Origin of the sequence: Sorangium sp. So ce1153, from assembly GCF_051521595.1 — a bacterium.
Lineage (GTDB): Bacteria > Myxococcota_A > Polyangia > Polyangiales > Polyangiaceae > Sorangium.
This window is the reverse complement of record NZ_CP150361.1, coordinates 5,898,487-5,911,261: the sequence shown is the minus strand read 5'-3', so window position 1 is coordinate 5,911,261 and position 12,775 is coordinate 5,898,487. Positions and strand designations below refer to the sequence as shown.

General features: G+C 74.0%; 10 protein-coding genes. 4 read left to right on the top strand and 6 right to left on the bottom strand.

All coding sequences use genetic code 11. From position 1 onward, the window contains the following. Positions 1-2: 2 nt before the first annotated feature. On the bottom strand, positions 3-1,496 hold the full coding sequence (locus WME85_RS20995) for a serine/threonine-protein kinase (RefSeq protein ID WP_437840479.1): 1,494 nt from the start codon (positions 1,494-1,496) through the stop codon (positions 3-5). A 294-nt stretch (positions 1,497-1,790) separates the two neighbouring features. Here WME85_RS20995 and WME85_RS20990 point away from each other — a divergent pair, with 294 nt between their 5' ends. Beyond that, on the top strand, positions 1,791-4,532 hold the full coding sequence (locus WME85_RS20990; protein ID WP_437840478.1) for a phosphoenolpyruvate carboxylase: 2,742 nt from the start codon (positions 1,791-1,793) through the stop codon (positions 4,530-4,532). Between the two features lie 224 nt (positions 4,533-4,756). Next, entirely contained in the window at positions 4,757-5,956 is a 1,200-nt protein-coding gene (locus WME85_RS20985) for a 6-phosphofructokinase (RefSeq protein WP_437311206.1), read from the top strand. A 9-nt stretch (positions 5,957-5,965) separates the two neighbouring features. On the opposite strand, the gene WME85_RS20980 is transcribed toward WME85_RS20985, so the two are convergent. The 3 genes from WME85_RS20980 to WME85_RS20970 form a co-directional block, all read right to left on the bottom strand. After that, positions 5,966-6,832 (bottom strand): NmrA family NAD(P)-binding protein, encoded by an 867-nt coding sequence (locus WME85_RS20980; protein WP_437840477.1) that lies wholly within the window; start codon positions 6,830-6,832, stop codon positions 5,966-5,968. A gap of 126 nt (positions 6,833-6,958) precedes the next feature. Further along, positions 6,959-7,966: an anion permease gene (locus WME85_RS20975; protein ID WP_436618302.1), complete on the bottom strand. Its 1,008-nt coding sequence runs from the start codon at positions 7,964-7,966 to the stop codon at positions 6,959-6,961. Further along, a complete protein-coding gene (locus WME85_RS20970; RefSeq protein WP_437311203.1) occupies positions 7,963-8,580 on the bottom strand; it encodes a DUF47 domain-containing protein in 618 nt (205 codons plus the stop codon). The genes WME85_RS20975 and WME85_RS20970 overlap by 4 nt, the downstream gene beginning before the upstream one ends. Before the next feature lie 123 nt (positions 8,581-8,703). On the opposite strand from WME85_RS20970, the gene WME85_RS20965 reads away from it, so the two are divergent. After that, complete coding sequence (locus WME85_RS20965) at positions 8,704-10,506, top strand: HAMP domain-containing sensor histidine kinase (protein ID WP_437840476.1); 1,803 nt, start codon at positions 8,704-8,706, stop codon at positions 10,504-10,506. A 79-nt stretch (positions 10,507-10,585) separates the two neighbouring features. Here WME85_RS20965 and WME85_RS20960 read toward each other — a convergent pair whose 3' ends face one another. Continuing rightward, complete coding sequence (locus WME85_RS20960) at positions 10,586-11,071, bottom strand: hypothetical protein (RefSeq protein ID WP_437840475.1); 486 nt, start codon at positions 11,069-11,071, stop codon at positions 10,586-10,588. Between the two features lie 106 nt (positions 11,072-11,177). After that, on the bottom strand, positions 11,178-11,687 hold the full coding sequence (locus tag WME85_RS20955; protein ID WP_437840474.1) for a peptidylprolyl isomerase: 510 nt from the start codon (positions 11,685-11,687) through the stop codon (positions 11,178-11,180). Between the two features lie 164 nt (positions 11,688-11,851). Here WME85_RS20955 and WME85_RS20950 point away from each other — a divergent pair, with 164 nt between their 5' ends. Continuing rightward, positions 11,852-12,514, top strand: a complete 663-nt coding sequence (locus tag WME85_RS20950; protein ID WP_437840473.1) for a hypothetical protein — start codon at positions 11,852-11,854, stop codon at positions 12,512-12,514. The last annotated feature ends 261 nt before the right edge of the window (positions 12,515-12,775 follow it).

Below are 12,775 nucleotides of genomic sequence, written 5' to 3'. Positions count from 1 at the left end.
CGCTAGCGATCCGACGTGAACAGCCGGAACACGGCGATCCCGATCCCGAGGACGACGAGGGCCACCGCGACGTGAAGGACCCGGACCGGGCCCACGCCGAGGCGCTGGCCGTCGAAGAGCAGCGACGCGGCCCCGAGATCGAGCAGCGTGATGACGACGCCCGCGCCGGCGAGCCGCACCGGCAAGGCGAACATCTCCATGAGCTCCGCCGTGCTCAGGCTGTGGCGCGCGGGCGCGCGGTCCATCAGCGGGGGCGGCATGCGGGACGGCCGCGCGCCGAGCGCGGGCGCCGGGGGGGACCAGTCGAGCGCGAGCGGCACGACGGGCTCGGTGGGCAGGCTGTGCGGCGGGAGGCGGCCGACGCCGCGCTCGGGCAGGTCGATCTCCTGCGTCGCCATGTCCGCGAGCGCCGCGGGCGCGGTCAGGCCTGCGCCCGCGAGGCCCAGCGCGCGCGTGGCCCGCGGCGCCGCGGGCGCGACCGAGGTACGGGAGCGGGCCGCCGGCGGCGCGTGGCTCCGGCCGGGCAGCGCGATCGGCGGCGCGCTCCGCGGCAGGCCGAGCGCCTGCTCGACCTCGTCCCAGAGCGCCCCGACGTCGCGGTAGCGATCGCGCGGGTCCACCGCGAGCGCTCGCCGGAAGACGCCCTCCAGCGCGTCGGGCACGAGCACGCCCTCGCTCCGCGGCGTGGGGCGGCGCTTCTCGTCGAGCACCGTGCCCATCATCGCGACGTGATCGCCGGCGATGATCTCGCGGCCGGCGAGCGCCTCGACCACGGTGACGGCGAGCCCCCAGACGTCGGTCCAGGGGCCGGTCTTGCCGAAGCGCTTCGGCGCCCACTGCTCGGGCGCGCCGTACGCTGGCGTGAACGCCGTCGCGAGGCCGCCCGACGTGGTGGCGGTCTGCCCGGCCATGACCGTCGCGGCGTCGCGGGCGCGGGCGATCCCGAAATCGAGGATCTTCACGACCTCGGCGCCGTGGATCTGCGCGAGGAAGATGTTCGCCGGCTTGAGATCGCGGTGCACCACGCACATGGGGCCGCCCGGCCCGGGGAAGTGGTGCGCCGCCTCGAGCGCGCGCGCCACCGGGGTGAGCAGCCGGATCACCTCGCCCGGCGAGAGCGGCGGCAGCCGCTGCGCCGCGCGGGCGGCGATGTGGCTCGCGAGCGTGCCGCCCTCGAGCCACTCCAGCGCGATGAACGGCACGAAGACGCCGGTCGCGGTCGAGATCACGTCGTGGTGCAGCGGCCGGACGACGGCCGGGATCGCGGCCGAGAGGCGGAACAGGAGCTCCGCCTCCTCGCGGAACTTGTCGAGGAACTGCGCGCGCAGCTGCTCGGGCAGCGTCCCCGGGACCTTGAGGCACTTGAGCGCGACAGGCGCCCGGAAGGCCTCGTGGTGCGCCCGGTACACGACGCCGAACCCTCCTTCGGCGACGACCCGCTCCACCTTGAACGCCCCCTGGGTCGTGCCGACGATCCCGAAGACGTCATCGGCCATCCGCCCGAGGGTACACGACCTCGACGGAGCTTCGAAAGGGCCCCGGGGACGCGGTCCTGCCAACCACCCGCGACCACCTCGCTCCAGTCAAGAGGCCAGAGGCTCCGGTGAGCGCTGCGCCGCCCCGGCGGGCTCTGCCGTAGCCTCGGCCGCCCGCTTCCCCCCGGCGCCGGGCGTCCGGGCTGCTCTTCAGGGGCGCCCAGGGGCGTCCCCTGCCCCGGGGTGCGTCCCGACCGTCCGCCCGGGCCACACTCGGTGGTCCGTTTCACGCCGCGTCGCGCTAGGCTCGCCGTCATGCCGCCGCGTCGCCGTGAGGTCGATCGACCTCTTCGCAAAGAAGTTCGCCTGCTTGGCCGCTTGCTCGGTGAAGTTCTGATCGAGCAGGAGGGTGAAGAGCTCTTCGCTCTGGAGGAGCGCATCCGCACGCTCGCCATCCGCCGCCGTCGCGGCCCCAGCGAGGGGCGCGCGCACGCGTCCGCGGAGCTCAGCAAGCTGCTCGCGACCTTGCCACACGACCGCATCGAGCCTGTCATCCGCGCGTTCACGGTCTACTTCCGGCTGGTCAACCTCGCGGAGCAGCACCACCGCATCCGCCGCGCGCGCGCCTACGCGAGGGACCCCGGCGCGCGCCCGCAGCGCGGCTCGCTCGAGGCCGCGATGCGCACGCTCAAGGACGCCGGCGTGCCCGCGGAGCGCGTGCGCGCCGCGCTCCGGTCGCTCGACGTCACCCTCACCCTCACCGCGCACCCGACCGAGGCCGCGCGGCGCACCGTCCTCGAGAAGCTCTACCGCATCGCGAAGAACCTCGAGGAGCGCGACCGCTGTCACCTCACGCCGGACGAGTCGGCGAGCAAGCTCGCCGAGATCCGCGAGGAGATCACCGCGGTCTGGCAGACCGACGAGGTGCGGCGCGATCGGCCCACCGTCGGCGACGAGGTGAAGAACGTCGCCTGGTACATCGAGGAGATCCTCTGGGACCTGCTCCCCGAGCTCCCCGCCGCGCTCGGGCGCGCGTTCGAGGCCGCGTACGGCGAGCCGCTCGACGCCGAGATCGTGCCGCTCCGCATCCACTCGTGGGTCGGCGCCGACATGGACGGCAACCCGCTCGTCCTGCCCGCCGTCCTCGAGGACGCGCTCTTCGCCTACCGCATCCGGGGCCTGCGCCGGCTCGTCCGGGCGGCGCGCGAGCTCGGCGGCGCGCTCTCGCAGTCGCTCCGGCACGTCACGCCGCCGCCCTGGTTCATCGCCTCGATCGAGGAAGACGCCGCCGCGATGCCCGAGGTGGCCGCGCACTTCGGCCCGCGCACCGAGGGCGAGCCGTGGCGCCGCAAGCTGCGCTTCATCGAGGCGCGCCTCACCGCCACGCTCGAGCACGCCGAGCACGGCCGCGCGGAGGCCCGCGCGCGCTCCGGGCAGGGGCCCGCGCTCGAGGGGCGCGCCTTCGTGCGCCCCGAGGAGCCGACGCTCGCGGTCCCCTACCGCGAGCCGTCGGAGCTCGAGCGCGACCTCGCGCTCGTCGCCGACAGCCTCCGCGCCGCGGGCTGCGCGCGCGCGGGCGAGCGGCGCGCCCGCGCCCTGCTCATGCGGGTGCGCGCGCTCGGCTTCGCGCTCGCGGAGCTCGAGATGCGCGCCCCGGCCGAGGACGCGCGCGCCGCGGCGACCGCGCTCGCCGAGGGCCGCGTCGAGCCGGCGCAGATGTCGCCCGAGGCGCGCCGCGTGTTCGAGGCGCTCCAGCGCATCGCCGCCGCGCAGCGCGACAGCGGCGAGTCGTCGTGCCGCACGCTCGTGCTGTCGATGACGCAGAGCGAGAACGACATCCTCGCCGCGCTCGCGTGCGCCAGGGCCGCCGGGCTGTGGGACGAGGCGCGGTCGTGCGCGCGCCTCGACGTGGTCCCGCTGTTCGAGACGCTCGGCGCGCTGAACGACAGCGCGAGGATCCTGCGCGCGCTGCTCGCGCACCCGGAGTACCGCCCGCACGTCCTCGCCCGCGGCGTGCAGGAGGTGATGATCGGCTACAGCGACTCGGGCAAGGAGGTCGGCCTGCTCGCGGCGAGCGCGGCGCTCCGGCGCGTGCAGGAGACGCTGCCGAAGATCGCCGCGGAGGCGGAGCTGCCGCTCCGCGTCTTCCACGGCCGCGGCGAGTCGGTGGCGCGCGGCGGCGGCCCGGCGCACCAGGCGCTGCTCGCGCTGCCGGCCGGCAGCGTCGGCGGCCGCTACAAGGCGACGGAGCAGGGCGAGGCGCTCGACCACAAGTACGCCCGCCCCGAGCTCGCGATGCGCACGCTGGAGCTCATGCTGAGCGGGGTCATCCTCCACACGCTGGGCGCGCAGCCGCGGCCGCCGGCCGCCTCCGAGCTGCGCTACTCCGCGGCGTTCGATGAGCTCGCAGAGACGGGGCGGCGCGTCTACCGACAGCTCGTCTGGGAGGAGCCCAGGTTCGTGGAGTTCTTCACGGCGGTGACCCCGATCGACGAGATCGCGCGCCTGCCGCTCGGCTCGCGCCCGAGCAAGCGGCGCGCGGGCGGCCTGGAGTCGCTGCGCGCGATCCCGTGGGTCTTCGCGTGGACGCAGAACCGGGCCATCCTCCCCGGATGGTACGGCGTCGGCAGCGGCCTCGAGGCGATGGGCCAGCGGCCCGAGGGCGCGGAGCTGCTGAAGGAGATGATGGCGTCGTGGCCGTTCTTCCGGGCGGTCATCGACAACGTGGAGATGGTGCTCGCGAAGGCCGACATGACGATCTTCGCGGGGTACGCCGAGCTCGCCCCGTCCGCCGCGCGCAAGGCGGTCGCGCCGCGGATCATCGCGGAGTACCGGCTGACGCGGTCGTGGCTCAAGCGGCTCACCGGCAACCGGCGGCTGCTCGAGGGCAACCCGACGCTCCAGCGGTCCATCTCGCTGCGCAACCCCTACGTCGACCCCCTTTCATTCTTGCAAGTCGAGCTCCTGCGGGCGAGCCGCGGCGGCGACTCCGGGCGCGATCGGTCGCTCCTGCTCACGCTGAACGGCATCGCCGCGGGTATGCGGAACACGGGCTGATCGCCGCCGCGTCGCCGCGTCGCCTCCGGTCGGCGCCGCGCGACGCGGCGCCCTCGTCCAGCGCCCCGGGGCCGCGCGACGGTCGCTCGACGCCGCGCGACGCGGCCCCATCACCCAACGCCGCGCGGCACGGTCGCCCAACGCCGGGCGTCGTCGGGCGACCGCATCGAACGCGTGACAATCGCTCGGCCAACCTCGGCGTCGCGTGGTAGAAGGCCGGCGCCATGACCAGCATCGTCGAGTTCGGACGTCCCGACACCCTCCCGGCATCGGACAAGCGCCTGCTGCTCGTCTTCGACGGCGGCAATGCCCCCGGCTACTCCTCGGTCGCTGTCGCGCTGACCGAGGAGGCGGCGCGACGAGGCTTCGAGGTGTGGGCCGCGACCGAGGGCTTCCGCTCCCTGACCGCGGACGCGCGCGCCCAGCCCCAGTTCGAGCGCCTCATCATGAGCCGCCGCCAGCGCTACTCCCTGCTCGCGCAGGGCATCCCGGCGCGCTCGATGGGCCGGCGCGTGCTCGACGCCGGCAGCGATTTCCGGAGCGAGCGCTACACCGGCTTCCTCGATCGCGAGCGGCGCAAGCAGGCCGCCGTGACGTTCAAGGAGCAGGGGTTCACGCACCTCATCTGCGTCGGCGGCAACGGCACGTTCGAGGGCATCAAGGCGTGGCTCGACGAGTTCGAGGTGCGCCCGCAATCCGGCTTCGTCAACGTATCCATCGACAACGACCTGGAGGGCGACCGCGCGATCGGCTTCCTCTCGGGCGTGGAGACGGGCGCCAACATCGCGCGCGGGCTCTACGAGGACGCCTACACGCACAAGCGCATCTACATCCTCGAGATGATGGGCAACCGCAGCGGGCGGCACGCGCTGCACTGCGCGGTGGCGGCCCGGGCGCACCTCATCGTGCTCCCCTTCTTCCGCTTCCCCCAGGACGTGCTGAGCGAGCTCGCCGAGGGCCTCGGGCGCGCCGACTACGCGCTCGTCATCGTCGCCGAGGGCTACGAGGCCGAGCGCCGCCGCAAGGAGCACCCCGGCGTGTCGGCGAGCGTGTTCCTGAAGCAGCAGCTCGAGGGCGCGGGGCTCCGCGACACGCCCGACAAGCGCGTCATCGCCGAGCCGTTCAGCCGGTACATCCGCGGGATCCGCCCCGCCTTCCTCGACGTCTCGGCCGCGTTCCTCAAGGCGTCGCTGCTCCTGTCGGCCTTCGACGAGGGCAAGACCGAGGTGATGCCGTACGTGCTCGCCGCGAACGACGTCGGCGTGCTGGATTTCGCCTCCATACGGCGCGAGGACGGCGTCGAGCGCGCCTTCCTGCCGCTGCTCGACCGGCTCGATCTGGCGCGCTTCAAGACCTGGATCCTCGACCATTTCATCAGCCTCGCGCCGCACCGGCCGAGCCGCGCGCCCTCGCCGGCCGGCTGAGGCGCCGGCTCACGCGACCGCGCGGGTGAGCGCGCCCGCGAGGTGCTCGCGCGCCCAGCCCTCGAACCGCCGCCACCCGACCTCCGGGCTGGCGGCGTGGAGCGCCGTGAGGTCGACGCCGGGGCCGCCGCGCGCGAGCCAGCGGAACAGGGCGGCGAGGTCCTCGCTGCGGGCGCGCACCTCGCCGATCGGCACCTCGGCGTAGCGGATCTCGCGGCCGGCCACGCGGGAGAGCGCCGCCGTCGTCTCGGCGCCCGTGAGCTCGTCGGAGGCGAGCTCGATCCGGCGCCCGAGGAAGTCGCGCCGGCGCTCGATCACGAGCGCCGCGAACCGCGCCATGTCGTCCGTCGCGAGCTGCTGGAGCGGGCAATCCTCGGGGAGCGGGACGGCGTACACGCCGCGCCGGAGGGCGAAGAGCGACGCGGGCGAGAGCAGGTTTTCCATGAGGTAGACCGGCCCGAGGATCGTGCACGGCACGCCGAGCGCGGCGATGTACCGCTCGACGGTCGCCTTGCCCTCGAGGTGCGGGACGCCCGTGCCCCGGTCGGCGCCCGCGACCGACGCGTAGACGAGGTGCGCCCCGCCGGCGGCCTTGACCGCCTCGGCGGCTGCGAGCCCCTGTCGCACCTCGGCTTCGGCGCCGCGCTCGATCGGCGCGCCCATGGCGAAGACCGCGTCGACGCCGGCCGCCGCGCGCGCGATCGAGAGCGGCTCGTCGAAGCTGCCCTGGGCGACCTCGGCCCCGAGATCGACGAGGCGCGCCGCGGCGGGGTCGGACCTGCAGACGAGGGCGCGCACGCGGTGGCCGCGGGCGAGCAGAGACCGCGCGATCGCCCCGCCCTGCGCCCCGGCCGCCCCCGTCACGAGCACCCGCATGCGGCGCGCTATGGGGAGCCGCCGCGCGCACCGTAAGCCCCTCGCGGCGCGCGCGGGCGCGGACGCCGCGCTCGGTCGCGCGCCGGCGGCGCTGCCCCCGGGTGATCGCGCGGCGGAGCCGCGCGGTCAGGGCCTGCCGCTGATGGCGCTCGCGACGGTGTAGATGATCGCGGAGAGGATGGCGGAGGCGGGGATCGTGAAGATCCAGGCCCAGACGATGCGGCCGGCGACGCCCCAGCGGACGGTGGACAGGCGGCCGCTCGCGCCGCCGACGCCGACGATGGCGCCCGTGATCGTGTGGGTGGTGCTCACGGGGATGCCGAGCGCCGTGGCGCTGAACAGCGTCGCCGCGCCGGCGGTCTCGGCCGCGAAGCCGCCCACCGGCTTGAGCTTCGTGATCTTCATGCCCATCGTCTTCACGATGCGCCAGCCGCCGGAGAGCGTGCCGAGGCCCATCGCCGCGTGGCAGACGAGCACGACCCAGAGCATCGGCTTCGGGTCGTGGCCGCCGTCCTGGAAGCCCGCGGAGATGAGGAGCGCCGTGATGATGCCCATCGTCTTCTGGGCGTCGTTGCCGCCGTGCCCGAGCGAGTAGGCCGCGGCGGAGAGCAGCTGCAGCCGGCGGAACCGAGAGCCCACCTTCCCCGGGGTCCAGCCCTGCGCGAGCAGCTTGATCGCGTGCATGAGCGAGAAGCCGATGATGGCGCCGAGCAGGGGCGACACGATGATGAACGCCGCTGTCTTGCCGAAGACCGTCGCGTCGAGCACGGAGAGCCGCCCAGCGCTCCTCACCGCGGCCCCCGCGAAGCCGCCCATCAGCGCGTGCGACGACGACGACGGCAGCCCCCACCACCAGGTGAGCAGGTTCCAGAGGATCGCGCCGAGGAGGCTGCCAAGGATGACGTTCGGGGTGATGAACGCCGGCTCGACGCCCTTCGCGATGTTGCGCGCGACCGTGGGCTCGAACAGCGCGAACGCGATGAAGTTGAAGACCGCCGCCCAGAGCACCGCGCTGCGCGGCGACAGCACGCGCGTCGAGACGATGGTCGCGATCGAGTTCGCGGCGTCGTGAAAGCCGTTGATGTAGTCAAACACCAGCGCGATCGCGACGATGACGATGATGTAGGTGGTCATGCGTGCTCGAGCACGATGCCTTCGATGATGTTCGCGACGTCCTCGCAGCGGTCCGTCGCGTTCTCAAGAAGGTCATAGATGTCGCGCCACTTCATCACGAGGAGCGGGTCGTTCCCCTTCCTGAAGAGCGCCGCCAGGGCGGTGCGGTAGTGGCCGTCCGCCGTGTTCTCCAGCTTGTTGATCTCGACGCAGAGCTCGAGGAGGTTCGGCTGCCGCTTCAGGTCCCGGAGCGACTGGACGGCCGTGCTCATGACGGTGCACGAGTCGACCACCGCCTGCGCGAGCAGCCGCGCCTCCGGCAGGGCGCCGTCGATCTCGAAGAGCACGAGCCGCACGCTCGCCGCCTCGATGCAGTCGAGCACGTCGTCGAGCCGGGTGATCAGGGCGTGGATCTCCTCGCGGTCGAGGGGGGTGATCCAGGTCTGGTGGAGCGCCGCCAGGCACTCGTGGGCGATGTTGTCGGCCTCGTCCTCGAGGTCGGAGATCTTCTTCGCGAACGCCGGCGCGTCGTCGAGCCGGTCGAGCATCTCCAGGAGGAGCTCGCTCGCGGCGACGCTCCGTTGCGCGTGGTTCGCCAGCGCGTCGAAGAAGACCGCATCACGGGTAAGTCCCATGGGGTCCGGCGTTTAGCCGTCTCCCCGCATCACGTCAACGAGTCCTCACGAGGCAGACAGAACCATGTAGCATTGTCACCTTCGCTCCGGCCGCGCGCGGCCGGAGCTCGGCGCGCGGGTGACATGGGTATCCGAAGCAAGCTAATCGCGTTCACCGTGGGGATCGCGGTCCTCGCGGCGGTGGTGTTCGACGGCTACGTCATGAAGACGCTCGGGGCCGAGCTCGGGGAGCAGACGGAGGCCGAGCTCGCCGTGCGCACGGAGCTCGTCGCCGCCACGGTCGCGAGGGCGGGCGACCTCGCGGCCGAGGCGACCGCGCTCGCGGCGGCGCTGTCGGAGCGCGCGGGCGCGCGCGTCACGCTCATCGATCCGAGCGGCGTGGTGCGGGGCGACTCGTCGGTCGCGCCGGAGCGGCTCGGGGAGCTCGAGGCGCACGCGACGCGCGACGAGGTCGCCGACGCGCGGCACCACGGCGCCGGGCGCAGCGAGCGCGTGAGCAAGACGACGCAGATGCGGATGCTCTACGCCGCGCGGCGGCTCGATCGGCCGGAAGGGCCGTGGGTCGTGCGGCTCGCGTTCGAGCCGATCGCGATCGATCGCAGCCTGTCCACCGCCCGCGCGCGCGTCGTGCAGGGCACGCTGCTCGCCCTCGCGCTCGCCGTGAGCGCGGCGCTCCTCGGGTCGCGCGCGCTCTCCGGGCGGCTCATGTACCTGACCGGCGTCGCGCGCGAGATGCGCGGCGACCTGAGCCGGCGCGCGCGCGTCCAGGGGCGCGACGAGATCGCCGCGCTCGGCAGCGCGCTGGACGACCTCGCCGAGAGCCTGGAGCACTCGCGGCGCGAGCTCGGGGGCGAGGGCGAGCGCTTCGGCGCGGTGCTCGAGTCGATGCGCGAGGGCGTGCTCGTCATCGACGAGGAGGGCGACATCGCGCTGGTGAACCCGGCGCTCTCGCAGCTGCTCGGCATCCGCGGGGACGCGGTCGGGCGCCCGCCCATCGAGGTGCTCCGCTCCGCGAGCCTGCACGAGCTCATCGAGGAGGTCGCGCTCGCGCGCGCGGCGGCGACGCGCGAGATCGAGATCGCGCCCGCGGCGCCGGGCGCGGCGGGGCCCCCGGGGCGCCGGATCCTCGTCGTGAACGCGGCGCCGCTCGCGCTGCCGCCGCAGAGCCGCGGCGCGGCGGGGGTCGTCGCCGTCTTCTTCGACGTGACCGAGCTGCGGCGCATCGAGGGGCTGCAGCGCAACTTCATCGCGAACGCGTCGCACGAGCTCCGGACGCCGGTCGCGTCGATCCGGGCGAGCAGCGAGACGCTGCTCGGCGGCGCGCTGGACGACCCGGAGGCGGCGCGCGATTTCGTCGAGGTGATCGAGCGCAACGCGGCCCGGCTGCACCGGCTCGTGAACGATCTGCTCGACCTGTCGCGCATCGACGGCCGCGAGCGGCCGCTGTCGCAGGGCGCGATCGACCTCGCGGCGCAGGCCGAGGCGGCGGTGGCGCTCCTGCGCGAGCGCGCGCGGGACAAGCGGACCGAGGTGAAGGTCGACGTCGCGCCGGGCACGCTCGTCGCGGCGGACGCGCGCGCGCTCGACCAGATCCTGACCAACCTCGTCGACAACGCGATCCACCACACGCCGGACGGCTCGCGCGTCGTCGTGCGCGCGAGGGCCGCGAACGGGCGCGTCGTCCTGGAGGTCGAGGACAACGGCCCGGGCATCCCGCCGGTGCACCAGGGCCGCGTCTTCGAGCGGTTCTACCGGGTCGATCCGGGGCGCTCCCGCGCGTCGGGAGGGACCGGGCTCGGCCTGTCGATCGCGAAGCACCTCGTCGAGGCGATGAGCGGCGACATCGTCGTGACGAACGCGGCGACCGGCGGCGCGCTCTTCCGCGTGACGCTGCCGGGCGCGACCGCCGGCGCCCAGCAGAGGTAGCCGCGGACGGCGCGGGGGCTCGGGGCGCGCGGATCTGCGCGCCACGCGCCACCCATGCATCGACCTCTGGCGGGCGGCGCTACATCGCGCAGGCCGTGCGGCACGTGTCGAAGGACTTCTGGCATGCCGTCGGATCGTCGAGCTTCGGCAGGCCGCCATCCGCGGGGAACTTCGGCGTGAGGCAGGTCTGGAGGACCGACTGACACTTGGCGGCGCACGCCGCGAGCTTGCCGGCGATCGCGCCCGCGTCTGGTGTGGTCGTGGCGCCGGCATCGGTCGCGCCGGCGTCCGGGGTCGCGCCCGCGCCTGCGTCCGCCTTGGTGCTTGCCGCGGCGGGCTGCGCCGGGGTCGCCTTCGCGGTCGCGGGGGGCGCCGCCGGGGTCGGCGTCGCGGGCGGCACGGTCCCGGTCGCCGCGGGCAGCGGCGCCGTCGCGGCCTGGGCGGTGACGTCGCCCGGCGCGGGGGCGACCTCCTCGGGATCGTCGCTGGACTTGCAGGCCGCGACCAGCAACGCTGGCGAGGCGATCATCACGGCGAAGGCAGCGAAGAGCTGGTGGGGGCGCATGGGTGCTTCATGCTGCGCCTCCGCCGAGAACGCAACCCTCGCGCGGGGTGGAGGTCTTCCAAAGAGCGCTCCGACACGAGCGCTGCTGTCGGCGGGATCGTGAGCGCTATTCCGTCCTGAAGATCACGTGGAATCCATAGCGAGTCTCGACGACGTCGCTGAGCTGATGGATGTCGAGCTCGAACGCCGCGTCGGCGAACGGCGGCAGGACGTCGGCGCGCTCGATCGTGCCGAGGGAGCCGCCGCGCGACGTCGCGCCCGCCTCTTCGCTGTACGCCGCGACCACCTCCCCGAAATCGGCGCCGCCGCGGATCTTGTCGCGCGCCTCCATCGCGCGCAGGCACGCCTCCTCGCGCGTGCGCGTCGCGCCCTCGGCGCGCTCGGCGCCGGCGTGGCGGACGAGGACGTGCTTCACGCCGATGCGCGCGGGCTCCCCGGCGCGGGCCTCCCGCTTCGCGCTGGCGGCGGCGAGGCACGCGGCCGCGCTCGGGGCGCTCGCCTCGGCGGGGGCGGCGACGTCCCGCGCCGCGGGTGGCGGCGGCTGGGATGCGCCGCACGCGGCGGTGAGCGCCGCGCCGAGGGCGGCGAGACGGGGGAGTCGGTCGAGCGGGCGCATGGCCCTCGAGCATAGCCAGGGGTTCACGGGATCGGAACATGGCGCGCATCCGGCTGACAGGGAGGTGGTGGTCCACCTGCCGGAGGACGCCTGCCTTGCGGATCAGCGCCGTCCGTCGCGCGCGGTGTTTGCATCATCCGTCGCATCGCTGGTAAGAAGTCAGCATGCAGCGCCTCCTCCTCTCGGCGGCACTGGGTGCCGCGCTGATCTCCGCTTGCAGCACCGCCTTCCGAGACAAACGCACGCCTTCGGGTGAATTCTGCAGCGACATGTACGTCGTGCCGGCGGGCCAGCTGCCCGATCGCGAGTACCATCGCCTTCAGCCCATCGCGAGCGATCCCGAGGCCCGGACGGAGGCGGAGCGCCTCGAGTCGCTGCGCAAGGCTGCGTGCGCGGTGGGCGGGGATGCGGTCATCGAGGCGGTGAACGAGGAGATCCGCACCGAGGACGGCCGCTATGCGAGCGTCGCGAGCGGGACGGCGGTGATCTGGGTCCGCCGCACGGATGGGGAGGCGAAGCCGCTGACGCTGCATCCGGCGAACAAGCCTGCCGAGTCGGCGCCGCCCCCCGAGCCCGAGGCGCCTCCTGCGGATCAGCCTGCGCCTGCGTCCGACGAGCCGTACGAGGACGCCCCTGCGGCGCCGGCCGCTCCGGGCAAGCCTGGCAAGCCCGGGGCGAAGCCGTCGTCGCCGGGCGCGGCCACCTCGGCCAAGCCGTCATCGCCCACCCCGCCCTCGTCGGCCGCCCCGCCCTCGTCGGCCACCCCGCCCTCGTCGGCCAAGCCCCCGACCCCGGCCGCCCCCGTCAAGCCCTCGCCGAAGAAGTAGGCGCAGGGGTTCCGCCCCCTGGAGGCACGGAGGGCCTCAAACGGCTCTCCGTCGTCCGTGCTGCTGTAGCATCTCTCGAGCTCCCCCACTCCTCACCTCGCACAGCGATCGTTTCTGAGGCCGTGAGCCTCGGAGAGGATGTCGTCGCGCAGGAAAGGCCAGTATTGAAGCCCTGGGCCCTCGGAGAGGCTGTTCGTCGCGCAGGAAAGGCTGATATTGCCCCCCTCGGAGAGGCTTGTTCGTCGCGGCGCGCGAGGGCCA

Coding starts and splice junctions, on each gene's coding strand:
- WME85_RS20995 (WP_437840479.1), bottom strand. CDS start 1,496: ATGGCCGATGACGTCTTCGGGATCGTCGGCACGACCCAGGGGGCGTTC.
- WME85_RS20990 (WP_437840478.1), top strand. CDS start 1,791: ATGCCGCCGCGTCGCCGTGAGGTCGATCGACCTCTTCGCAAAGAAGTT.
- WME85_RS20985 (WP_437311206.1), top strand. CDS start 4,757: ATGACCAGCATCGTCGAGTTCGGACGTCCCGACACCCTCCCGGCATCG.
- WME85_RS20980 (WP_437840477.1), bottom strand. CDS start 6,832: ATGCGGGTGCTCGTGACGGGGGCGGCCGGGGCGCAGGGCGGGGCGATC.
- WME85_RS20975 (WP_436618302.1), bottom strand. CDS start 7,966: ATGACCACCTACATCATCGTCATCGTCGCGATCGCGCTGGTGTTTGAC.
- WME85_RS20970 (WP_437311203.1), bottom strand. CDS start 8,580: ATGGGACTTACCCGTGATGCGGTCTTCTTCGACGCGCTGGCGAACCAC.
- WME85_RS20965 (WP_437840476.1), top strand. CDS start 8,704: ATGGGTATCCGAAGCAAGCTAATCGCGTTCACCGTGGGGATCGCGGTC.
- WME85_RS20960 (WP_437840475.1), bottom strand. CDS start 11,071: ATGCGCCCCCACCAGCTCTTCGCTGCCTTCGCCGTGATGATCGCCTCG.
- WME85_RS20955 (WP_437840474.1), bottom strand. CDS start 11,687: ATGCGCCCGCTCGACCGACTCCCCCGTCTCGCCGCCCTCGGCGCGGCG.
- WME85_RS20950 (WP_437840473.1), top strand. CDS start 11,852: ATGCAGCGCCTCCTCCTCTCGGCGGCACTGGGTGCCGCGCTGATCTCC.